26 protein-coding genes are annotated in these 21,991 nt (G+C 72.7%); 23 read left to right on the top strand and 3 right to left on the bottom strand.

Annotation, left to right across the window (positions count from 1 at the left end; genetic code table 11):
- Positions 1-50 precede the first annotated feature (50 nt).
- The 13 genes from SM418_RS18735 (at position 51) to SM418_RS18795 (ending at position 10,890) form a co-directional block, all read left to right on the top strand.
- Positions 51-371, top strand: a complete 321-nt coding sequence (locus SM418_RS18735; RefSeq protein WP_371942382.1) for a hypothetical protein — start codon at positions 51-53, stop codon at positions 369-371.
- 165 nt (positions 372-536) lie between these two features.
- A complete protein-coding gene (locus tag SM418_RS18740) occupies positions 537-1,601 on the top strand; it encodes a glucose-1-phosphate thymidylyltransferase (protein WP_371942381.1) in 1,065 nt (354 codons plus the stop codon).
- An 87-nt stretch (positions 1,602-1,688) separates the two neighbouring features.
- Entirely contained in the window at positions 1,689-2,069 is a 381-nt protein-coding gene (locus SM418_RS18745) for a SchA/CurD-like domain-containing protein (protein WP_371942380.1), read from the top strand.
- 36 nt (positions 2,070-2,105) lie between these two features.
- Complete coding sequence (locus SM418_RS18750) at positions 2,106-2,972, top strand: AfsR/SARP family transcriptional regulator (protein WP_371942379.1); 867 nt, start codon at positions 2,106-2,108, stop codon at positions 2,970-2,972.
- 111 nt (positions 2,973-3,083) lie between these two features.
- The gene (locus SM418_RS18755) at positions 3,084-3,824 is read left to right on the top strand and encodes an SDR family NAD(P)-dependent oxidoreductase (protein WP_371942378.1); all 741 of its coding nucleotides are present in this window, start codon (positions 3,084-3,086) and stop codon (positions 3,822-3,824) included.
- A gap of 12 nt (positions 3,825-3,836) precedes the next feature.
- Positions 3,837-4,124 (top strand): antibiotic biosynthesis monooxygenase family protein, encoded by a 288-nt coding sequence (locus SM418_RS18760; RefSeq protein ID WP_371942377.1) that lies wholly within the window; start codon positions 3,837-3,839, stop codon positions 4,122-4,124.
- A 31-nt stretch (positions 4,125-4,155) separates the two neighbouring features.
- Positions 4,156-4,464 (top strand): antibiotic biosynthesis monooxygenase family protein, encoded by a 309-nt coding sequence (locus SM418_RS18765; RefSeq protein ID WP_371942376.1) that lies wholly within the window; start codon positions 4,156-4,158, stop codon positions 4,462-4,464.
- 5 nt (positions 4,465-4,469) lie between these two features.
- Positions 4,470-5,654 carry an FAD-dependent oxidoreductase gene (locus SM418_RS18770; RefSeq protein ID WP_371942375.1) on the top strand — a complete coding sequence of 395 codons (1,185 nt, stop codon included), beginning with the start codon at positions 4,470-4,472 and terminating at the stop codon, positions 5,652-5,654.
- Positions 5,654-6,124 carry an anthrone oxygenase family protein gene (locus SM418_RS18775; RefSeq protein ID WP_371942374.1) on the top strand — a complete coding sequence of 157 codons (471 nt, stop codon included), beginning with the start codon at positions 5,654-5,656 and terminating at the stop codon, positions 6,122-6,124. Before SM418_RS18770 ends, SM418_RS18775 begins: the two co-directional genes overlap by 1 nt.
- A gap of 152 nt (positions 6,125-6,276) precedes the next feature.
- The gene (locus SM418_RS18780) at positions 6,277-8,373 is read left to right on the top strand and encodes an MMPL family transporter (protein WP_371942373.1); all 2,097 of its coding nucleotides are present in this window, start codon (positions 6,277-6,279) and stop codon (positions 8,371-8,373) included.
- A gap of 5 nt (positions 8,374-8,378) precedes the next feature.
- Positions 8,379-9,227, top strand: a complete 849-nt coding sequence (locus SM418_RS18785) for a methyltransferase domain-containing protein (protein WP_371942372.1) — start codon at positions 8,379-8,381, stop codon at positions 9,225-9,227.
- 2 nt (positions 9,228-9,229) lie between these two features.
- Positions 9,230-10,240, top strand: a complete 1,011-nt coding sequence (locus SM418_RS18790) for a hypothetical protein (protein WP_371942371.1) — start codon at positions 9,230-9,232, stop codon at positions 10,238-10,240.
- On the top strand, positions 10,240-10,890 hold the full coding sequence (locus SM418_RS18795) for a hemerythrin domain-containing protein (protein WP_371942370.1): 651 nt from the start codon (positions 10,240-10,242) through the stop codon (positions 10,888-10,890). The genes SM418_RS18790 and SM418_RS18795 overlap by 1 nt, the downstream gene beginning before the upstream one ends.
- A gap of 21 nt (positions 10,891-10,911) precedes the next feature.
- On the opposite strand, the gene SM418_RS18800 is transcribed toward SM418_RS18795, so the two are convergent.
- Positions 10,912-11,409, bottom strand: a complete 498-nt coding sequence (locus tag SM418_RS18800; protein WP_371942369.1) for an ester cyclase — start codon at positions 11,407-11,409, stop codon at positions 10,912-10,914.
- 180 nt (positions 11,410-11,589) lie between these two features.
- On the opposite strand from SM418_RS18800, the gene SM418_RS18805 reads away from it, so the two are divergent.
- The 5 genes from SM418_RS18805 to SM418_RS18825 all read left to right on the top strand — a co-directional run bounded on the left by SM418_RS18805 (position 11,590) and on the right by SM418_RS18825 (position 16,122).
- The gene (locus SM418_RS18805) at positions 11,590-12,540 is read left to right on the top strand and encodes an oxidoreductase (RefSeq protein ID WP_371942368.1); all 951 of its coding nucleotides are present in this window, start codon (positions 11,590-11,592) and stop codon (positions 12,538-12,540) included.
- Positions 12,541-12,542: 2 nt separating this feature from the next.
- Positions 12,543-13,352, top strand: a complete 810-nt coding sequence (locus SM418_RS18810) for an SDR family NAD(P)-dependent oxidoreductase (RefSeq protein WP_371942367.1) — start codon at positions 12,543-12,545, stop codon at positions 13,350-13,352.
- A gap of 16 nt (positions 13,353-13,368) precedes the next feature.
- Entirely contained in the window at positions 13,369-15,054 is a 1,686-nt protein-coding gene (locus SM418_RS18815) for an NAD(P)/FAD-dependent oxidoreductase (RefSeq protein WP_371942366.1), read from the top strand.
- A gap of 140 nt (positions 15,055-15,194) precedes the next feature.
- A complete protein-coding gene (locus SM418_RS18820; protein WP_371942365.1) occupies positions 15,195-15,716 on the top strand; it encodes a cupin domain-containing protein in 522 nt (173 codons plus the stop codon).
- A gap of 10 nt (positions 15,717-15,726) precedes the next feature.
- Complete coding sequence (locus SM418_RS18825) at positions 15,727-16,122, top strand: ester cyclase (RefSeq protein WP_371942364.1); 396 nt, start codon at positions 15,727-15,729, stop codon at positions 16,120-16,122.
- Positions 16,123-16,227: 105 nt separating this feature from the next.
- Here SM418_RS18825 and SM418_RS18830 read toward each other — a convergent pair whose 3' ends face one another.
- Positions 16,228-17,298: a methyltransferase gene (locus SM418_RS18830; RefSeq protein ID WP_371942363.1), complete on the bottom strand. Its 1,071-nt coding sequence runs from the start codon at positions 17,296-17,298 to the stop codon at positions 16,228-16,230.
- A 54-nt stretch (positions 17,299-17,352) separates the two neighbouring features.
- Positions 17,353-17,895, bottom strand: coding sequence for a flavin reductase family protein (locus tag SM418_RS18835; RefSeq protein WP_371942362.1), 543 nt, complete (start codon positions 17,893-17,895; stop codon positions 17,353-17,355).
- Positions 17,896-18,119: 224 nt separating this feature from the next.
- On the opposite strand from SM418_RS18835, the gene SM418_RS18840 reads away from it, so the two are divergent.
- Genes SM418_RS18840 through SM418_RS18860 form a run of 5 tightly spaced genes read left to right on the top strand, consistent with a single transcriptional unit; the run spans position 18,120 to position 21,912 of the window.
- A complete protein-coding gene (locus tag SM418_RS18840; RefSeq protein ID WP_371942361.1) occupies positions 18,120-18,461 on the top strand; it encodes a TcmI family type II polyketide cyclase in 342 nt (113 codons plus the stop codon).
- A 49-nt stretch (positions 18,462-18,510) separates the two neighbouring features.
- The gene (locus SM418_RS18845; protein WP_371942360.1) at positions 18,511-18,930 is read left to right on the top strand and encodes a cupin domain-containing protein; all 420 of its coding nucleotides are present in this window, start codon (positions 18,511-18,513) and stop codon (positions 18,928-18,930) included.
- A 3-nt stretch (positions 18,931-18,933) separates the two neighbouring features.
- A complete protein-coding gene (locus SM418_RS18850; RefSeq protein ID WP_371942359.1) occupies positions 18,934-20,205 on the top strand; it encodes a beta-ketoacyl-[acyl-carrier-protein] synthase family protein in 1,272 nt (423 codons plus the stop codon).
- The gene (locus tag SM418_RS18855) at positions 20,202-21,416 is read left to right on the top strand and encodes a ketosynthase chain-length factor (protein WP_371942358.1); all 1,215 of its coding nucleotides are present in this window, start codon (positions 20,202-20,204) and stop codon (positions 21,414-21,416) included. The genes SM418_RS18850 and SM418_RS18855 overlap by 4 nt, the downstream gene beginning before the upstream one ends.
- 37 nt (positions 21,417-21,453) lie before the next feature.
- Complete coding sequence (locus tag SM418_RS18860; RefSeq protein ID WP_371942357.1) at positions 21,454-21,912, top strand: anthrone oxygenase family protein; 459 nt, start codon at positions 21,454-21,456, stop codon at positions 21,910-21,912.
- Positions 21,913-21,991: the final 79 nt, after the last annotated feature.

A 21,991-nucleotide genomic window follows, 5' to 3' on the forward strand; every position in this document is an offset into this window, starting at 1 on the left:
ATCCTTCGATGGCCGATTCGAAACGACCGTCCTGGTCAGCCTCGGGAGTCGTGGACGCTCCTCCCAAGGAGGTGCTGAAAGCCCTCGTGCGCTCCCTCAAGGAGTCCGGCGTGGGCGAGGTGACGGTGAACGAGGCGGAACGGCGCGTCTCCCTCCAGGGCGACTGGTGGTACCGCGGCGAGCACATCGTCAAGGACCACGACGGCGGCAGCCTGATCCAGTACCACGTCTACAACATCGCCTCCGGGGGCACGCGCTGGATCGTGCCGCTGGTCGCGCCGTCCAAGGCGAAACTGCGCGACGGCTTCCAGGAACTGCTCCGCGGTCTGGGGCAGAGCCTTCGCGCCGGGGCCCGTTACCGCGGCAAATAGTCGCACCTGGAGCAGTTCTCGGGAAATAACGGAAGATGTGATATCTGGCGCCAGCCAATTGCGGTGCGACCGGAAAACCGATGATCCTCGACCTCCCCTTGAGCGAGTGGCCAGCGCCGCCGTCCACGATGGCGGCGTTCCACTCGTCAGCGGGGAGGTCGGCTCATGAAAGCACTCGTGCTGTGCGGCGGACACGGGACGCGGCTGCGGCCCATCACGCACACCTCGGCCAAGCAACTGGTTCCCATCGCCAACAAGCCCGTCCTGTTCTACGGCCTGGAGGCCCTGCGCGACGCGGGCGTCCAGGACGTCGGCGTCATCGTCGGCGACACCGCCGAGGAGGTGTGCAGGGCGGTCGGCGACGGCTCGCGGTTCGGCCTGCGGGTCACCTACATCCGGCAGGAGGCGCCGCTCGGCCTCGCGCACGCCGTGCTCATCGCCCGCGAGTACCTCGGCGACGACGACTTCGTCCTGTACCTCGGCGACAACTTTCTCCTCGACGGGCTGACCGGCGTCATCGAGGGGTTCCGCCGCACCCGGCCGGACGCGCAGCTGCTGCTCACCCCGGTCGCCGACCCCGGCTCGTTCGGCGTGGCGGAGCTGGACGGCGACGGCCGGCTGCTCGGCGTCGAGGAGAAGCCGGACCGGCCGCGCAGCGACCTCGCCATCATGGGGGTGTACCTGTTCACCCCCGTCGTGCACGAGGCGGTCCGCTCGATCAAGCCGGACCCGCGCGGCGAACTGGAGATCACCACCGCGATCCGGTGGCTGCTGGAGCGGGGGACGCGGGTGACGTCCCACATCGTCCACGGCTACTGGAAGGACACCGGGCGCGTCGAGGACATGCTGGAGTGCAACCGGCTCGTCCTCGAGTCCCTGGAGCCGCGGATCGAGGGCGAGGTGGACGGGGCCACCGAGATCACCGGGCGCGTCGTCATCGAGGAGGGCGCCCGGGTGACCGGCTCGCGGCTGGTCGGCCCGCTGATCGTGGGGGCCGGCGCGGTCGTGCGCGGCAGCTACCTCGGCCCCTTCACCTCCATCGGGCCCGGCTGCGTGATCCGCGACACCGAGGTGGAGTTCTCCATCGTCATGGAGCGCTCGTCGGTGCTCGGCGTGCCGCGGATGCGCGACTCCCTCCTCGGCAAGGACGTCGTCATCACCCCCGCCGCCGAGCAGCCCCGCGCCCACCGGTTCGTCGTCGGCGACCACAGCCGCGTCCGCCTCGGCTGACGCCCGCCGCCGACCGCCGGTCCAGCGAGCCTCAAGCGGTCGCGTGTCCGATGGCGGCACGTTCCCTCTCTGCCTTGGAGGTCCACCATGCCGTACGCGGCGATCACCTACCGGGTCAAGCCGGGATCCGAGGACGAGCTGGCGGAGGTCTTCGCCGGCTTCAAGCGGGTCGACACCCCGGACATGACCGACGAGAACGGGGAGACGGCCGGTCGGCTGCTCGGCACCGCGGTCTTCGTGAAGGACGACGTCATGGTCCGCTTCATCCACTACGAGGGCGACTTCATCGCCATCGCCCGGCACATGGCCGCCCAGCAGGGCGTCCACAACCTGGAGGAGAAGCTCGGCCCGTACCTGACGCACCGGCGGCCCGCCGCGTCCCCCGAGGAGTTCAAGGAGAACTTCCGCAACGCGCTGATGCGGTGCATATCCGAGCTGTCCGTGGACACGCACCCGGCGGGAAGCTGACGCGGAGGGAGTTCGTCGAGAGCGGAGCCGAGCGCGATGGACATCCTGCCTGCGAGCGTCGACCCGGTGGGCGTGCCCGGCCCGCCGCCGGCGGCGGACCTCGAGCCCGCGTCCGGGACGCGGTTCACGGTGCTCGGGCCGCTGGAGATCCACGACGGGCTGCGGATCCGCACCCCCCGCGCGCACAAGCTGCGGGTGCTGCTGGCGCTCCTGCTGGTGCGGTGCAACACGGTGGTGTCGACGGAGTCGCTGATCTTCGAGCTCTGGGGCGACCGCCCGCCGCGCACGGCGCTCAAGGCGCTGCGGGTGTACGTCTCGCAACTGCGCCGGATCCTGTCGGCGCTGCCTCCGCACGACCAGCGCCCGGCCATCGTGACCCGCGATCCCGGCTACCGGCTGGAGATCGACGACGGGACCCTCGACCTCGTCCGGTTCGAGCGGCTCTGCGAGCTCGGGCGGATGGCCGCCGGCCAGGGCGACCTGGAGCGCGCGTTGGGCCACTACCGCGCGGCCACCGAGCTGTGGCGCGGGCCGGCGCTGGCCGACGTGCGCTCCTCGTCCGTGCTGGAGGGGGTGGCGCTGAGCCTGGAGGAGTCGCGGATCTCCGCCCTCGAACGCCGCATCCGGCTGCAGATCCGGCTCGGCGGCCACGTCGAGGTCATCGGGGACCTGCGCGCCCTCGCCGCCGAGCATCCGCTGCACGAGCGCGTCCACGCGCAGCTGATGGTGGCGCTGCACCTGGCCGGGCGGAGGGCGGACGCCCTGGCGGCGTTCCGCGTCCTGCGCGAGACGTGCGTGGCCGACCTCGGCGTCGAGCCGAGCCACGACCTGCAGATGCTGCACCGGTCGATCCTGGAGGCCGACGAGGCGTCCCCGCGGCGCTGGGAGGCGTGGATCGCCTAGCGGCGCGGTTTTCCCGAGACTGGCCGCTGCTTTATCCGGGGTTGAGACGCTCTAGACCGTAGCCACTCACAGTCACCGCCGGGGAGTGGAGCCGGACAAAGGAGCGGCACCATGGATTTCGGTCTCAAGGGACGCCACGCGGTCGTCACCGGGGGAACCCGGGGCATCGGGCGCGCGATCACCAGGGCCCTGCTGGAGCAGGGCGCCTCGGTCACCGCCTGCCACCGCCAGGAGAACGCGGAGGCGGCCGCCCTCCGCGCGGAGTTCGCCTCGCGCGGCGCGTCGGCGCGGCTGGTCCGCGCCGACGTGACGCGGGAGGCGGACGCCCGGTTGCTGCTCGACAGCGCCCGCGACGCGTTCGGCGCCGTGGACGTGCTGGTCAACAACGCCGGGATCATCAGCCATCTGCCGCTGGCGGAGATGGCCGAGCAGGAGTGGGCGCGCGTCGTCGACACCAACCTCGGCGGCACCTACCGGCTGATCCGCGCGTCGCTGGACCGGCTCGCCCGGCCGGCGTCGATCGTCAACATCACCTCGGCCGTCGCCAAGCACGGGATGCCGAACGCGTCCCACTACGTGGCGTCCAAGGCCGGGATCATCGGGCTGACCCGGGCGCTGTGCAAGGAGCTCGGCCCCGAGGGGATCCGGGTCAACGCGATCACCTGCGGGATCGTCGACGACACGGGCCAGCCGAACCCGAACGGTGAGGAGGGCAAGCGGCGCTACGCCGCGATGACCGCGCTCGGCCGGCTCGGCGAACCGGCCGAGATCGCCGACGCCGTGCTGTTCCTGGCCTGCGACGCGTCGCGGTACGTCACCGGCGCCGTCCTGGACGTGGACGGCGGGATCTAGGAGGTGACGACCATGATCCGTGCCGTGCTCACCATGCTCGTCCGGGAGGGCTGCGAGGCCGCGTTCGAGGACGTCTGGCGGCGCGCCATGCGGGACACCCAGCCCCGCGGCAGCCTCGGGCAGGCGCTGACCTGCGATCCGCAGCTGCGCCGCAGGTACATCATCACCGGCGACTGGGAGAGCTCCGAGGCGCTGCGGGCGTTCGAGAGCAGCGCCGAGCGGCGTTCCATGTCCGCCGCGTTCGAGCCGCTCCGCGAGTCGGCCAGCAAGCAGGTCCTGGAGATCATCGCCCGGGTGTGACCGGGCGGCCCAGAGAGGAGACGTGACTGCCATGACGTTCCGCATCGTGGTGCGTGCCACCCCCCGGCAAGAGGACCAGGAGAAGTTCGAGGAGGCCTACCGGCAGGTGACCGAGACCGTGCGCGGCACCCCCGGTCACCTGCACGACGAGCTGCTGCGGGACACCGAGGACGGGCGGACCTACATCCTGCTGGCCGAGTGGGAGAGCGAGCAGGCGTTCCGGGCCTGGGAGGACGACCCCGGGCACCTGCGCATGGCCGCGCCCATGCTGCCGTACTGGGGTGACGACGGGGTCGAACGCCGCATCTTCGAGGTGCGCGCCCGGCTCGACAGCGTGTGACCGCCATGGCGGCGGTGCGCAAGGCCATCGTGGTGGGCGCGGGGATCGGCGGTCTGACCACCGCCATCGGCCTGCGCCGGGCGGGCGTCGACACCGTGGTGCTCGAACGCCGCTCGACCCCGGGGCGGCTGCTCACGGGCGGCGGCTTCATGCTGTGGCACAACGCGCTGCTCGCCCTGCGCGAGCTGAAGTTGGCCGAGCGCGTCGCCGAGGCCGGCGTGGAGATCGTGTACCACGAGTTCCGGTCCGACCGGGGCCGCCGGCTGGCCCGCTGGGACATCGCCCCCGAGGCCGAGCGGTACGGCGCCCCGGCGCTCGGCCTGCGCAGGTCGGCCCTCAACACGGTGCTGATGGACGAGGCCGGGGACGACGTCAGGCTCGGGTGCCGCTGCACCGGGTTCGAGCAGGACCCCGACGGGGTGACGGTACGCCTCGCGGACGGCACCGAGCTGCGCGCCGACATCCTGATCGGCGCGGACGGCATCCGCTCGACGGTCCGGGACGTCCTGCGCAAGGGGCACGACCTCCCGCTGCGGTACGCCGGGTACACCGCCTGGCAGGCGATCACCCGGCTGCCGGGCGAGGACGCGGTGCCCACCGGCACCTTCTTCAACCTGTGGGGACGGGGCGGGCTGCGCTTCCTGTACATGCGGCTCAACCCGGAGGAGGTGTACTGGGACGCGATCACCGCCGACAGCGTGGGCGCGTCGTTCGACATGCTGGCCAAGGACCGGCGCGAGGTGATGGCCGAGACGTACCGGCACTGGCCCGAGCCGGTGCCGCGCATCCTGGCGTCCACCGAGGAGGACGCGATCCTTCCGATCGAGATCTTCGATCGTCCGCCGGACCGGGCGGCCGGCTGGGGGAAGGGCCGTGTGGTGCTGCTCGGCGATGCCGCGCATCCCATGACGCTCAACCTCAGCCAGGGCGCGGGGCAGGCGATCGAGGACGGCGTCGCCCTCACCAGGCTGCTGGGCGAGCACGACCGGGTGCCCGAGGCGATCGCCGCCTTCGAGGAGCTGCGGCTCGCCCGCGTCGCCGGGATGACCGGCACGGCGTGGTCGATCGGCGCGATGGGACGGTGGCGGAGCCGGGCGCTCTGCGCCGGGCGGGACCTGTTCATGCGCGCGTTCTTCGACGGCAAGGGCCGCCGGGAGAGCTACGCCCAGATGATGGACGTGCGGTTCTGATGGTCCCGGACGCCGTGGTCGACGTGCTCCTGGCGGCGTTCCTGCTGCTGTCGGGCGTGCTGGCGGGCGTGCTCTTCACGGTGGAGAGGGCGATCGTGCCGGTGGTGGGGGTGCTGCCGGCCGAGCGTTACGTCCAGGTGCACCGGTTGCTGGACCGCCGGTTCGACCCGATGATGCCGCGGGTCAACAAGGTGTCCCTGGCGGTGTGCGCGGGGCTGGTGGCGGCGGCGGGCGGGGTCTGGCCGCGGGTCGTCATCGCCTGCGCCGGGCTGTGCATCGTCGGCGTCGCGGTGGTGTCCGAGGGCTGGAACGTGCGGCTGAACCGGGTCATCGACGGCTGGGATCCGGCCGCGCCGCCGGCGGACTGGCCGAGCGTGCGGGCGCGGTGGGCGGTGGCCAACCGGGCGCGCACGCTGCTGGCGGTCGCGGGTTTCGGCGCCGCGATCGCGGGTGCGGCGCTGGTGTGGTGAGGGGGCCGGACGACACGGTCGGGACGGGCATCGTCGCAGGTCGGCCATAGTTTCCGGCCAGCTAGTGGCCACCCATTTCATACATGTAGACAATAATCATGTTTACTGTTCTGCTCCCGACCGTCCGAGACCGAGAACCTGGAGGTTCGCTGATGTCGAGGTTGCTGGTGATGCCCGCCGGCCGCCGGGCGAAATGGATCGTCCTGGTGGGCTGGCTGGTGATCCTCGCGGCGTCCGGGCCGTTCGCCGGCAAGCTGTTCCAGGCGGCCGAGAACGACCGGATCGAGTACCTGCCGAACAGCGCCGAGTCGACCGCCGTGCTGCAGGCCCAGGAGGCCTTCCCGCAGGGCCAGGTCATCCCGGCGATGATCATCTATCAGCGGGAGGGCGGGCTGACCGCCGCCGACAGGCAGCGCGCCGTCACCGACTCGCAGCGGCTCACCAAGGAGTTCGCGCCGCACGCCACCGCGCAGCCGCCCCAGTCCTCCAAGGACGGCAAGGCCGTCATCTACACCGTCCCGCTGGCCGCCACCGGCGACGAGCAGGAGGGCGAGGTCATCCTCGACGCCGTCGACGGCATGCGCGAGCGGCTGGGCGAGGGCTCGGGCGGCCTGGACATCAAGGTGGCGGGGCCGGCCGGGCTCGGCGCCGACGAGTTCCTGATCTTCCGGGACATGGAGTTCACCCTGCTGCTCATCCCGGTCCTGGTGGTGGCGGTCCTGCTGCTGCTCATCTACCGGAGCCCGGTACTGTTCCTGGTGCCGCTCTTCAGCGTCTTCGCCGCCAACCAGTTCGGCAGCGCGATCGTGTACGGGCTGATCAAGGGGCCGGGCCTCGCGGTCAACTCGATGGCCACCAGCGTGCTCAGCATCCTGATCTACGGCGCAGGAACCGACTACGCGCTGCTGCTGATCGCCCGGTACCGGGAGGAGCTGGCCCGGCACGAGGACCGGCACGAGGCCATGCGGGAGGCGCTGCGCCGCTCCGGCGGCGCCATCGTCGCCTCGGCCGGCACGGTCGGCCTCGGACTGCTCTGCCTGGTCGTCGCCGACCTGAACTCCACCCGCTCGCTCGCCCCGATCGGCGTCCTCGCGGTCGGCTCCGCGGTCTTCGCCATGATGACGCTGCTGCCCGCGCTGCTCGTCGTCTTCGGCCGGTGGATCTTCTGGCCGCGCGTTCCGCACGCGGGCGAGGTCCCGCACGCGTCCCGGATGTGGACGCGGGCCGGCGCCCTGGTCGGCTCCCGTCCCCGCGCGGTGTGGACGCTGACGGCGCTGGGGCTCGCCGCGTGCGTGCTCGGGCTGCTGTCGTTCAACGTCCCGCAGCAGACCCGCTTCACCGAGAAGCCGGACGCGGTCAAGGGCCAGGAGCTCATCTCTGCCCACTTCGCCGCGGGCGCCGGCAACCCGGTCGACGTGATCGCCAACGTCGGGCAGGCCGACGCGGTCAAGCAGGCCGCCCTCGCGGCCGGCGCGACCACGGCGCAGGAGTCCGGCCGCGCCGGCGGCAAGGTCCAGATGCAGGTCACGGTGGCGGCCGAGCCGGAGACCGTGGCCGAGCGCGACGCGGTGAAGCGGCTGCGCGACCGCCTGCACGCGGTGCCCGGCGCGGACGCCAAGGTCGGCGGGCCCGCCGCGATCGAGGTGGACATGATCCGCACCATCCAGCGCGACTCGCTGCTGACCATCCCGCTCGTGCTGGTGGTCATCCTCGTGGTGCTGTGCCTGCTGCTGCGCGCCTTCACCCTGTCGGTGCTGCTGATCGCGACGGTGGTGCTGTCGTTCGGCGCCGCGATGGGCATCTCGACGGCGGTGTTCGAGCACGTCTTCCACTGGACCGGCCAGGACGCCCAGCTCCCGCAGATCGCCTTCGTGTTCCTCGTCGCACTCGGCGTCGACTACAACATCTTCCTGATGAGCCGGGTACGCGAGGAGACCAAGCTGCACGGGACCCGGCAGGGCACCATCAACGGCCTGGTGTCCACCGGCGGCGTCATCACCTCCGCGGGCATCGTGCTCGCCGCCACCTTCAGCGTCCTCGTGACCCTGCCCGTCGTCGGCTTCGCCGAGCAGGGCTTCGTCATCGCGCTGGGCGTGCTGATCGACACCTTCATCGTGCGGTCCCTGCTGGTGCCCGCGCTGACCTACGACCTCGGCGACCGGCTGTGGTGGCCGAGCAGCCTGGCCCGCGGGCGGGCGGCGCGGTCCCGCGAACCCGAGCGCGAGCTGGCACCCGAGCAGAGGGGCTGATGACCGTGACGAGCGAAGCGACCGCCGGCGGGCACGCGGGGGGCGGCGAACCCGTCTGGAAGGGCGAGCCGGGCAACACCTCCACGCTGCTCGGCCGTCCGGCCGTGGGGTACCTGGACGCCGCCGCCGACACGCTGGCCACGGTCAAGCGGGAGATCCTGCGCCGGCTGGCGCCCGCGCCCGGCCAGCGGTTGCTGGACGTCGGCTGCGGCAACGGCGCCGACGTGCTCGAACTCGCCGGCCGGGTCGTCCCGGCCGGGGAGGTGATCGGCGTCGACGTCAACGAGCGGGCGATCGAGGAGGCCCGGGCGCGCGGCACCGGAACCGGCGTGCCCGCCTCGTTCCAGAGCGCCAGCGCGTTCGCGCTGCCGTTCGCCGACGGTCACTTCGACGGCGTCCGCGCCGAGCGGGTCGTCCAGCACCTGCCCGACCCGGCGGCGGCGATCGCCGAGATGGTGCGGGTGGCGAGGCCGGGCGGGCGCGTCCTCGTCGCCGACCCCGACCACGGCATGTGGGCCCCGGACCTGGACGACCGGGAGGCCACCCGCGCCGTCCTCGCCTGGTGGTTCGACAACATCCGCAACCCCTGGATCGGCCGCCGGCTGTCCGGCCTGCTGCGCGCGGCCGGGCTGGTGGAGGTGCAGGCGAGGCTCATGCCCGTCGTGCTGGACGGGGTCACCGCCGCCGACGGGCTGACCGGCTTCAGCGACGCGGTCCGGCGCGCCGGGGAGTTGGGCGTGCTCGAACCCGACCGCGCCCGCGCCCTGACCGCGAACATCGCCGAGCGGGAGGCCGACGGCGGGTTCCTGATGTACGGCGCGATGATCCTCGCCGAGGGCCGGAAGGGGGACTGACGATGCCGGACGGGGGAGTGCCGGCGCCGGCCGCGGAGGGGCCCGGCGCCGGCCGCTACGCCGCCGCGGTCGACGACGCGCTCGACCGGCTCGTGGACGTCGGGTTCGAGTTCGGGCCCGACTTCGCGATGCACGCTCCGATGGCGGCCGAGACGCTGGTCACCCTGGACCATCCGGACGAGGTGCCGTCCTGGATCGAGCGCAACCTCCGGCGGCGCCGCTCCTACGCCCCGCCGCCGCCGATGGAGCCGATCCCGGCCGGCGACCTGGCCGGGCGGCGGGCCGCGCTGGGCGACTACCGCCGCGTCACCGACTGGGTCGAGTACTTCGACCGCCGCCTCGCCGAGGAGCCCTGGCGGGACGTGGTCGCCCGGTGGTGGCCGGTGCTGCTGGACGGGGCCTTCGCCGCCTTCACCCACGGGCTGATCCGGACGGCGCACGCGGTGCGGATCCTGCGCACCGCGCCGAAGCCGAGCGGCCTCCAGCTGAACGAGCTGGCGCGCGGGCTGGCCTACTGGGCGGCGCGCTTCACGCCGGTCCGCGGGCCCGGCGGGACCGGGGAGATCCCGGTCACCCTGGCCGCCCGGGTTCCGGCGGACCGGGTCCCGGCCGCGCTGAGCGAGCTGACCGTGGTGAACGCCGGCCTGTACGCCGAGTACGCGCCCCGCCCGCCGGTCCCGGCCGTCCACACGGTCACCGCGCCGGCGGCCGTCCGCCTCGTCCTGCCGATCCTGCCGGAGGAGCTGTGGGCGCCGAGCTACGCGGCCGCCGAGGCGCTGGCCGCGCAGGTGTGGGCGGTGTCGCGCGGCTTCTCCGGGAAGGGCGCGCCCCTCCCGGACGGCGACCCGCCCGCCGCGGACGCCCTCGTCGAGCAGGCCGTCGAGATCGGCGAGGAGCACGCGATCAAGCTCGCCGAGGCGTGCCGGCGCGAGTACGCGCTGCGACCCGACCCGCGGTACCTCGCCGCGGCGCACACCCTGAACGTCAACTGCAGGCACGAAGGAGGACTCTGATGCCCGCCAGGCCCGACATGACGATGATGCTGGTGACGCACAAGGCGTTCCGCCGCGACCTGAGCCATCTCACCGACGCCGCCGAGCGGCTGGACGCGGGCGACGCCCGCGGCCTGGAGGCGGTCGGCGTGGGCTGGCACACCCTGCGCGCCATGCTGATCAGCCACCACGAGGGCGAGGATCGGTACATGTGGCCGCGGATGCGGGCGGGCCTGCACGGACGCGCCGACGACCTCGCCGTCCTGGACGCGATGGAGGCCGAGCACGAGCAGATCGACCCGCTCGTGGCGGCGGTGGACGACGCGCTCGCCGCGCTGCCCGGCGAGAACGGCGGGGACGGAACCCGGCTGGCCGCGGCGGCCGAGGAGTTCCGCGCCGCGCTGGACCGGCACCTCGAGCACGAGGAGGCGGACGCGCTGCCCCTGGTCGGGGTCGCGATGTCGCCGCGCGAATGGGACCGGTGCCTGGCCGAGATGCGCGGCGGCGGGCTCGCGGCGCTGCGCAGCGCGCCGGAGTTCTTCCCCTGGCTGATCGGGGAGGCCGCCGTCGCCGACCGGACCGCCGTCCTGCGCCGGGTTCCGCCGCCGGTGCGGCTGCTCTTCCAGAAGGTGTGGCTGCCCCGTTACACGAGGCAGCCACGCTGGCTGTGAGCCGGGTGGGCGGCCCGCCGGTCAGCGACCGGCGGGCGGACCACCGGCCGGCGGACCACCCGCCGGCGGACCACCGGGGCCGCCGCCGGGGGGACCGGGGATGACGCCCAGCTGCCGCATCATGCCGAGGTCGTCGCGGACCGCCCAGTGCTCGGCGATCCTGTCGCCGACGAACCGGATCATGTGCAGCTGGCGCACCTCCACCCGCTTGCCGGTGCCGGGCAGCCCGGACCCGGGCAGCGGCCCCTCGTGGGTTCCCTTCATCGTCAGCCGGAACGCGACGTAGTCGCCCTCGGCGATGACCTGCTCGATCTCGTAGTCCAGGTCGGGGAAGGCCCGGCGGGCCTGCTCGGCCACCGCGAGCACCCGCGCCGGCCCCCGCTCGGGCGCCCCGCTGTTGTCGGTGTAGTCGGCGGTGTAGGTCTTGTCGGCCAGCTCCGGGCCCGCCTTTCCCCGGAGAATGTCGAGCGAGTTGACAAGGATTTCCTTGTTTCTTTCCTCGCGACTCTGTCCTGCCATTTTTGCTCCATTCATCGAAGCGGTCTCCAGCATGGTCCAATAAAAAGCCTAAACAGCGTCCATAATTATTGTCAAGGTGATGTGAAGGCGGCCTTTCCTGCGCTTATCCGCGAATTAACCGGGGCCCGCGAGACTGGGCCGGCGGCCCGCGAGGGGCCCGCGCGGCACAGGAGGGCGAGCATGGCCGAACGGTGGACCCCGGCCGACATCCCGGACCTGACCGGGCGCACGGCGATCGTCACGGGCGCCAACAAGAACCTCGGCTTTCACACGGCGCTGGAACTGGCCCGGCACGGCGCGGACGTCACGCTGGCCTGCCGGCGCCGGGACCGCGGAGAACGTGCGCTGGCCGAGATACGGCGGCGCGTCCCGGACGCGTCCGTCCGGCTCGGACTGCTCGACCTGGCCGACCTGTCGTCGGTCGAGCGGTTCGCCGGGGAGTACGCGGCCGAGCACGTCGCGCTGGACATCCTGGTCAACAACGCCGGCGTGCTGGGCATCCCCAGGCTGCTCACCGCCGACGGCCACGAAATGCAGTTCGGCGTCAACTACCTCGGCCATTTCGCGCTCACCGGACGGCTGCTTCCGCTGCTGAAGGCGCGCCCCGGCGCCCGGGTGGTGAGCCTCGGCACCTGGGTCGTGAAAATGATGGGGAAGATCGACCTGGACGATCTGCAGAGCGAGCGCGCGTACGACAAGTTCAACGCCTACAACCAGGCCAAGCTGGCCAATCTGGTGTTCGCCCGGGAACTGGCCCGCCGCTATCGCGGCCAGGGGCCGGTAGGCGTCGCCGCGCACCCCGGCTTCGCGGCCAGCGACCTGCAATACACCGGCCCCCGGATGGAGGGCAGCCGGTTCCAGGAGGCGTTCTTCAAGATCCCCACCCGGATCTTCGCCAAGCCGACGGCGCTCGGCGCCTGGCCGTCGCTCTACGCCGCGTGCGCGCCCGGAGTGGAGCCCGGCGCCTGCTACGCGCCCACCGGTCTCGGGGAGATCTGGGGCCCGGTCGGACGGGTGAAGACCCCCGCCAAGATCGAGGACCCGGAGCTCGGGCGGCGGCTGTGGGACATCTCCGAACGGCTGTCCGGCGTGTCGTACGAATCGCCGGCGCCCGCGGCGAAGGAAGGCTGACCATGACCGACAACGCACCGTCCGCCAACGCACCGTCCGTGCCGGAGACCGAGGACCTGCGGGGCCGGGTGGCGCTGGTCACCGGCGCGAGCAGCGGGATCGGCGCGGCCGCGGCGCGCGCGCTCGCCGCCCGCGGCGCGGCCGTCGCGGTCAACTACCACCGCGGCGAGAGCCCGGCCAAGGAGGTCGTGGAGGCCATCGAGACGGGCGGCGGCCGAGCGCTCGCGCTGCAGGCCGACGTGACCGACCGCGACCAGGCACGGGACCTGGTCGAGCGCGCCCAGACGGAACTGGGCCCGGTCGACGTGCTGGTCACCAACGCCACCGGCCTGTACGGGTTCGAGGTGAAGGTGGCCCCGTTCACCTCGACGTCGGTGGAGTACTGCGAGTGGATCGTGCAGCGGCAGCTGCGGGCCATGCTGAACCCCGTCGACCTCGTGCTGCCCGGGATGATCGACCGCGGGCACGGCGCGATCGTGGCGGTCGGCGCGGCGCTGTCGCGCACCCCCGCGCCCGGGTTCCTGCCGCTCAGCATGGCCAAGGCGGCGGTGGAGTCGGCGGTGAAGGTGCTCGCCCAGGAGGCGGGCCCGTACGGCGTGCGGGTGAACGGGGTTGGGCCGGGACTGATCCTCACCCGGGTCGCCGACGGCCTGCCAGAGCAGGCGCTGCGCGCCAACGCGCAGCGCGCGGCCATGCGCCGCAACGGGGTGCCGCAGGACGTCGCGGAGGTGATCGCGTTCCTGGCCACCGAGCCCTCCGGCTACCTCACCGGAAGTTACCTGATCATCGACGGCGGCACCGCGCTGGTGTGACCGGAAGGCGACGAACGTGAAACGACAGGCGAAGGAACAGCCGAAAGAAAAGGGCACGGAGACCGAGTGCGACGTCCTGATCATCGGATCGGGCATCGCCGGATCCATGCTCGGGGCCATCCTCGCGGGCAACGGCGCGAGCGTCGTGCTGGTGGACGGCGTCCAGCATCCGCGGTTCGCGGTCGGCGAGTCGACCATCCCGCACTACCTGGTGCGGCTCAACATGCTCGCGTCCCGCTACGGGATCCCCGAGATCACCACGCTGGAGAGTCTGAACTCCGTCGACAAGAAGATCGGCAGCACGTTCGGCATCAAGCGGCACTTCGCGTTCGTGTCGCACCGGCCGGGCGAGGAGCCCGACCCGGACGAGACGATCCTGGCCGGCGTGCCCAAGGTGCTGTACAAGGCCACCCACATCTTCCGGCAGGACAGCGACGCGTACATGTTCCACGTCGCGATCAAGTACGGCTGCGAGCCGCGGCAGAACTGGCGGGTGGCCGACCTGGACCTGGCCGAGGACGCGGTGACCGTCACCGGGCAGAACGGCGAGCGCATCCGCGCCCGCTACCTGGTGGACGCCAGCGGCTTCCGCTCCCCGGTGGCCGACAAGCTGGACCTGCGCGAGAACCCCACGCGGCTGAAGACGCACACCCGCTCCATCTTCACGCACATGACGAACATGCCGCCGTTCGACCACATGGTGGACTGGCCGCGCGAGGACCGTCCGCCGCTGCGCTGGCATGAGGGCACCCTGCACCACACCTTCGACCGCGGCTTCTTCTGGATCATCCCCTTCGACAACCACCGCAAGTCGACCAACCCGCTGTGCAGCGTGGGCCTCGTCCTGGACACGCGCGTGCACCCCAAGCCCGAGGACATGACGCCGGAGGAGGAGTTCTACTCCTACGTGGACAAGTTCCCGGCGGTGGCACGGCACTTCCGGGGCGCGCGGCGGGTCCGCGAGTGGGTGTCCACCGGGCGGGTCCAGTACTCGTCCAAGAAGACCGTCGGGCACCGGTGGTGCATGATGTCGCACGCCGCCGGGTTCATCGACCCGCTCTTCTCCCGCGGCATGTCGAACACCGTCGAGGTCATCGACGCGGTGGCGTGGCGGGTGCTGGACTCGCTGAAGGACGACGACTTCTCCGAGGAGCGCTACGCGTACGTGGAGCGGCTCCAGCAGGGCCTGCTGGACTACAACGACGACCTCTGCAACGTGGCCTTCCTGTCCTTCCCGCACTTCAAGCTGTGGGACGCCATCTTCCGGGTCTGGGGCTTCTCGTCCAACTACGGCGCGATGCGGCTGAGCCGCGCGCAACTCCAGTACAACCTCAGCGGCGACGACCAGATCTACAAGGACCTGGAGGTGACGCCGCACGCCGGGTTCTGGTGGCCGGACAACGCGGAGACCACGGCCATGTGGGACGTCATGGTGGAGACGGTCGAGAAGTTCGAGATCGGCGAGATCTCGGCGGACGACGCCGCCGAGCAGATCCTGCGCATGGTGCTGGAGTCGGACCTGCCGCCGGCCGCCTTCGGCTACAAGGACCCCGACAACCACAACCTGCACCCGACGACCCGGGACCTGGCCAAGTTCATGTACTGGGCGATCCGCAGCGGACCGCCCGGGGCCCGCGAGCTGGCGGCGGGCACCCTGCAGGCCATCGGCCGGGCGGCGCTCCGCCGGAAGAAGATCGCCTGATCCTCCGGGCCGCGCCCGTCCCCGCGGCCCGGACCCACCCCCCTCCGAACCCCTGACCGGCGACCCCACGACCCTGACCGACGTCCCCACGAACCCGACCGACGACCCGGAAGCCGAACCATGACGCGGAGGTAGCGGTCATGACGCACACACCCGGAAAGCTCGTCTGGCGCGACGAGGTGCCGCCCGTCCGATGGCAGGGGGAGGAGGGCAGGTTCCTGCTGCGCACCGAGGACACCGGCGGCCTGTACTCGTTCTTCGAGGTCACCACGTCCCCGGGCGGCGGCCCGCCGCTGCACGTCCACTCGGCCGAGGACGAGGCCTTCTACGTCGTCGAGGGCCGGTACGCCATCCGGCTCGGCGACCGGGAGCACGAGGTCTCCGCGGGCGGGCTCGTGTACGGGCCGCGCGGCGTCCCGCACAAGTTCCGCAACATCTCCGCGGGCCCCAGCAAGCTGCTGGTCGTCGCCACGCCCGGCGGGGTGGAGGGCTTCTTCGAGGGCCTCAGCGAGCTGATGTCGGGCGGCGGGCCGCCCGACCCCGCCGCGATGATCGACCTGGCCGGCCGCTTCGACGTGGAGGGGCTGGAGCCGGTCGGCCCGCCGCCCGGCGCCGGACGTCCCGCGGCCCGCCCGCCCGCGGCCCGCCCGGCCGCCTCGTGAGCGCCGCCTCGTGAGCGCCGGCGAGGCGGGCAAGGAACTGGCTCGGCGCTGGCTCGCGGAGGGCTGGTGCGGCGGCGACCTCGACCTGGCCGACCGGATCTTCGCCCCCGGCTTCGTGCTCCGCGGCCGGCGCGTCGGGCCGGCCGGCCCGCGCGAGGCCGCCCGGCGGATCCGCGCCTCGTTCGCCGACCTGGCCGTGGACGTGGACCTCCAGGTGGCCGAGGGCGACCGGGTCGTCACGCACTTCACCGCGCGGGGCCGGCACGTGGCCGGGTACCGGGGCATCCCCCCGAGCGGACGGGCCGCGTCCGCCTCCGGCATCCAGATCTGGACGCTCCGCGACGGCCTCGTCGTGGACGACGTCAACGTCTTCGACGAGTGGGGCCTGGTCTCCCAGCTCCGCTGACCGCGCCGCCATCCCCGAGCCACGCAGACCGAGCCCACGCGAGAACCGGGCCCGCCTCCCTGGGAGGCGGGCCCGGTTCGTCGTTCCGTCAGGTTCGCCGTTCCGTCACTCGGGCTTGTGCCCGATGACGACGGTGTGGCCGTCGTAGTCCTGGAGGGCGACGGTCTCGACGTCGCCGAAGCCGGCGTCCTTCATCCACCCCACGCAGTCGGAGGCCGAGTAGCCCGAGCCGCCGACGCTCAGCGTCATGGCCAGGCTGAGCAGCAGCGGGTTCAGCCGGCCGCGCTCGTCGTCGAACATGAGGTCGTACACCATGAAGGCGCCGCCCGGCCGGACCGCCTCGAACGCCTTGCCGATGACCGTCCGGCGCTGCTCGGTGTTCCAGTTGTGCAGCGCGTGCCCGCACAGCAGGGTCTGCCCCTCCGGCAGCGGGTCGGCGAACCAGTCGCCGCCCTGGTAGCGGGCGCGGTCCGCCACGCCGAGCCGCTCCATGTGCTCGTCGAACAGCGGCCGCAGCGGCGGCATGTCGAACACCGTGCCGGTCAGGTGCGGGTGGGCCTGCAGGAGGATGCCCGCGACGTTGCCGCGGGCACCGCCGAGGTCGACGACGTCGGTCCGGCCGCTCCAGTCGATCCGGCGCGACAGCTCCCAGGCCAGCTCGCTGCTCAGCGCGTCCTGCGCCTCGATGAACATGCGCTGGAGCTGCGGGTCGGCGTAGGTCTGCTCGAAGAACTCCTCGCCCTCGCCCTGCGGCGCGTCGCCCTGCGGCGGATGCGGGATCTGCGGGCTGCCGGTGCGCATCACCTCGGCGAGCCCCTCCCACGTCGGCCGCATGAACCGGTCGACGAACCCCAGGTAGGTGCCCATGAAGTAGCGCTTGCCGGGGACGAGGTAGTAGTCCGCCTCGGCGCTGTTGCGGTACCCGTCGCCGTCGCGTTCGAGCATGCCCATGGCGACGAGCGCGTCCAGGAACTCGGGCAGGGCGGGCGACTTCAGGCCGAGGCCGTCGGCCAGCTCCGCCGCGGTGGCCGGGCCCTCGGCCAGCCGCGCGAACACGCCGAGCTCCGCCGCGCTGACCAGCATCTTGGAGTGCCAGAAGGCCGTGCTCAGCTCGTAGATCCGCGCGGGTGCGAACGGTGGCGCGCCCGCCGGGGTGGTGTCGGTCGGTGCCGTCATGGTGCCATCTCCTCATCTGGGGTTCGCCGGGTCGTCGGGCGATGGAGGGGCCGCCTACTCGCGCCAGGCGGACCACCATTCGAAGTCGGTGTCGAGGGAGCGGTAGCCGCCGGCGAAGTACACCAGCGGCTGGCCGAGGTCGCCCGCGTCCATCTCGATCGCGGCGACCCGTCCGATGATCACGTCGTGGTCGCCGGCGGGCCGCCGCTCCGGCTCGACGCACTCCAGGGTGGCCAGGGCGCGCGGCAGCAGCGGGACGCCGGTCCGCCCGGGCCGCGGCCGCAGCCCGCGGAACCGGTCGAAGCCGGGGCTGGCGAACCGCCGCGACTCGGTGGTCTGGACGTCCCGCAGGATGTTCACCCCGAACGCCGCCGCCTCCGCGAAGACCGGATACAGGCTGGACCGGCGGCTCGCGCAGAACAGCACCAGCGGCGGGTCGAGCGACACCGAGGTGAAGGAGTTCACCGTCATCCCGACGGGCGTGCCCGCCGGGCTGGTCGCGGTGACGACGGCGACTCCGGTGGCGAACCTGCCCAGTGCCGCGCGGAGCCGGTGCGTGTCGGCGGGGTCCGTCGTTCGCGAGTCAGGGGTTCGCATGGGCCTCCCCGTCCCGGGATCGGTGCCGGGGCGTCCCGCACACGCTCCCGCGCGGTGCTCGAAAACCACTCGGGACGTTCTCAAGCGCGCACGCCCCGCCGCCGCCGGGCGGGCGCCTGCTTCCAGTGCTTCTGCAGCGGGGGTCAAGCGGCTGCATCGAAGCTCGACATGGTGATATCCGTCAGCCTGCCCGTCGCCCGGGCCGGCCGCAGGGAGGAGCGTCCATGCACCGAACGCTGATCGTGGCCCGGATGGAGCCGGACCAGGCCGGCTCGGTGGCCCGCCTGTTCGGCGAGTCCGACTCGACCGAGCTGCCCCACCTGATCGGGGTGTCGCGCCGTACCCTCTTCCGCTTCCACGACCTGTACTTCCACATGGTCGAGGCGGACGGCGACATCACCCCGAACCTGTACAAGGCCCGGAGCAACCCGCTCTACACCGAGCTGAGCGACCGGCTCACCGCGCACGTCCGGCCCTACGACCCGAACTGGAAGGAGCCGAAGGACGCGATGGCCGAACCCTTCTACATCTGGACCGCCGGCGACGGCATCCAGCTCACCCCATGACGTCCCGCCGGTTCCCCTGCCCGTCTCCCCAGGTCAAGGAGTCGCAACCGTGTCCATACCGCGCATCCGGAAAGTGACGGCGCAGGACGTCGTCCCCAACCGCCGCCGGGGCGGGGACATCCGCGTCCTGCTCAGCCCCAAGACCGTGAAGTCCACCTCCGGGTTCATGGGCGAGCTCACGCTCGAACCCGGAGAGTTCGTCTCCGAGCACCGCCACCCGTACTCGGAGGAGTTCCTGTACGTCGTCCGCGGCTCCGTCCTGATGAGGGTCGAGGGCGAGGAGGTGCGCCTCGGTCCCGGCGACTCGCTGATGGTGCCGATCAACGACCGGCACCGCCTGGAGAACGACGGCGCCGAGCAGGCGTTCGCGGTCTTCCACCTCAGCCCGCTGGCGCCGCGGCCCGAGCTCGGCCATGTCGACACCGAGCCGCTGCCGAACGCCGGCGAGGCCGCGCCGAAGGTCGGGTGACCCGTGACCTCCGCGCGCTCAGCCGCGATCACCGGGATCGGGGTGGTGGCCCCCGGCGGCATCGGCACCAAGGCGTTCTGGGAGATGCTCACCGCGGGCCGCACCGCCACCCGGACCATCTCGCTCTTCGACCCGTCCGGATTCCGGTCCCGGATCGCCGCCGAGTGCGACTTCGATCCGGCCGCCTGCGGCCTGACGCCCCAGGAGATCCGGCGGATGGACCGCGCCGCCCAGCTCGCCTCGGTCGCCGCCGACGAGGCCGTCGCCGACAGCGGACTGGAGACCGGCGCCCTGCGGCCCGACCGCGTCGGCGTCAGCCTCGGCAGCGCGGTCGGCTGCACGATGGGGCTCGAGGAGGAGTACATCGTCCTCAGCGACGGCGGCCGGGACTGGGTGGTCGACCACCGCTACGGGGTGCCGCAGCTGTACGGCTACATGGTGCCCAGCACGCTGGCGGTCGAGGTGGCGTGGCGGGTCGGCGCGGAGGGGCCGGTGGCGCTGATCTCCACCGGCTGCACCTCCGGGCTGGACGCCGTCGCGCACGGCGCCCAGCTCATCCGGGAGGGCGCCGCCGACGTGGTGATCGCCGGGGCCACCGACGCCCCCATCTCGCCGATCACCTCGGCCTGCTTCGACGCGATCAAGGCGACGTCCCCCAGCAACGACGACCCCGCGCACGCCTCGCGGCCGTTCGACCGCGACCGGAACGGCTTCGTGCTCGGCGAGGGCTCGGCCGTGTTCGTGCTGGAGGAGACGTCGGCGGCGCGCCGCCGCGACGCCCACGTCTACGCGGAGGTCGCCGGGGTCGCCGGCCGCAGCAACGCCTACCACATGACCGGCCTGAAGCCCGACGGCCGGGAGATGGCCGAGGCGATCACGGTCGCCATGCGGCAGGCGAGGCTGGGCCCGGACGACATCGACTACATCAACGCGCACGGGTCGGGCACCAAGCAGAACGACCGGCACGAGACGGCCGCGTTCAAGCGCAGCCTCGGGCAGCGGGCCTACGAGGTCCCGGTCAGCTCGGTCAAGTCGATGATCGGGCACTCGCTCGGCGCCATCGGCTCGATCGAGGTGGCGGCGAGCGCGCTGGCGATCGAGCACGACGTGGTGCCGCCGACCGCCAACCTGCACACGCCCGACCCCGAGTGCGACCTGGACTACGTGCCGCTCACGGCGCGCGACCACCGCACCGACGTCGTGCTCAGCGTGGGCAGCGGCTTCGGCGGCTTCCAGACCGCCATGCTCCTCGCCCGTCCGGGGAGCACCGGATGACCGCGGCCGTCGTCACCGGGGTCGGCGCGGTCACGCCGCACGGCGTGGGCGTGGACGCGTACTGGGAGGGGACGCTCGCCGGACGGTGCGCGATCCGCCCCGTCAGCCGCTTCGACCCGGAGTCGTATCCGGTGCGGCTGGCGGGGGAGGTGCCGGGCTTCTCCGCCGCCGAGCACGTGCCGAGCCGCATCATCCCGCAGACCGATCACTGGACGCATCTCGGTCTCGCCGCCGCGGCGATGGCGCTGGAGGACTCGGGGATCGACCCCGGGCGGATGCCGGAGTACGAGATGGCCGTGGTGACGGCCAGCTCGTCGGGCGGCACCGAGTTCGGCCAGCACGAGATGGTCAACCTCTGGGGCCGGGGCCCGGAGTTCGTCGGCGCCTACCAGTCCATCGCCTGGTTCTACGCGGCGACGACCGGCCAGATCTCCATCCGGCACGGCATGCGCGGCCCCTGCGGGGTGATCGCGACCGAGCAGGCGGGCGGGCTGGACGCGGTGGCGCAGTCGCGGCGGCTGCTGCGCGACGGCACCCGGATGGTGGTCAGCGGCGGGACGGACGCGTCGCTGTGCCCGTACGGGCTCGTCGCGCAGATCAGCAACCGGGCGCTGAGCGTCCGGGCCGACCCCGAGCGGGCGTACCTGCCGTTCGACGCCGAGGCGTGCGGTTACGTGCCGGGGGAGGGCGGTGCGCTGCTGATCGTCGAGGACGGCGCGCACGCCCGCGACCGGGGCGCCGGGCGGATCTACGGGGAGATCGCCGGCTACGGCGCGACGTTCGACCCGCCGCCCGGCTCGGACCGGCCGCCGACGCTGCGGCGGGCGATCGAGAAGGCGCTCGACGACGCCGGCATCGCGGCCGGCGACGTGGACGTGGTCTTCGCCGACGCCATGGGCGTGCCGGAGCAGGATCGGGCGGAGGCCGACGCGCTCACGGCCGTCTTCGGGCCGCGCGGGGTGCCCGTCACCGCGCCGAAGACCCGGACGGGACGGCTCTACGCGGGCGGGGCCGCGCTGGACCTGCTGGCGGCGCTGCTGTCCATCCGCGACTCGGTGATCCCGCCGTCCGCGCGGGTGGACGGCCCCGTGGCGGACGAGCTCGACCTTGTGCAGGACGCCCCCCGCCCGGCGCGGGTGCGGAACGCGCTGGTCGTCGCCCGCGGATACGGCGGATTCAACGCGGCGCTGGTCGCCCGCGCGGCGGGCTAGCCGCCGGGTACGGCCCGGGCATGGAAGGAGAAGGAAAGTGAGCCAGATCCTCGTCGTCGCCGCCCTGATGGGCAACGCCGTGGCCGTGGGGGTGTTCTGCGCGACCGTGCTGGGCGGCGTCCCGCTGCTGATGGCGCTTCCCGGGGAGCAGTACGTCCACGCGCACGGGTTCCTGGCCACGCGCTACGACCCGTTCATGCCGGTCACGATCCTGCTGACGGCACTGGCCGACCTGACGCTGGCGGTCGCGGCGCCGGGCTGGGCGGGGCCGCTGGCGGGCGGGTTGGCGGGGCTGCTGATGATCTCGGTGATCACGGTGTCGCTGACCAAGAACGTGCCGATCAACCACTGGGTCACGGCGCAGGACCCGGCGTCGCTGCCGCCCGACTGGACGGAGCGGCGCGGCCGGTGGCGGCGGTGGAACGCGGTGCGGACCGCGCTGGCGGCGGGGGCCCTCGCGGCCAACCTGGCGGCGGCCCTGGTCATCGTCGTGTGACCCCTGGAAGGCGGCGGACGCGAGACGTTTTCGTCTCGCGTCCGCCGCCTTCGCACGTCGGCAGGTTGCCCGTCACGTC

The sequence above is a fragment of the Actinomadura chokoriensis genome (assembly GCF_041463665.1).
GTDB lineage: Bacteria > Actinomycetota > Actinomycetes > Streptosporangiales > Streptosporangiaceae > Spirillospora > Spirillospora chokoriensis_A.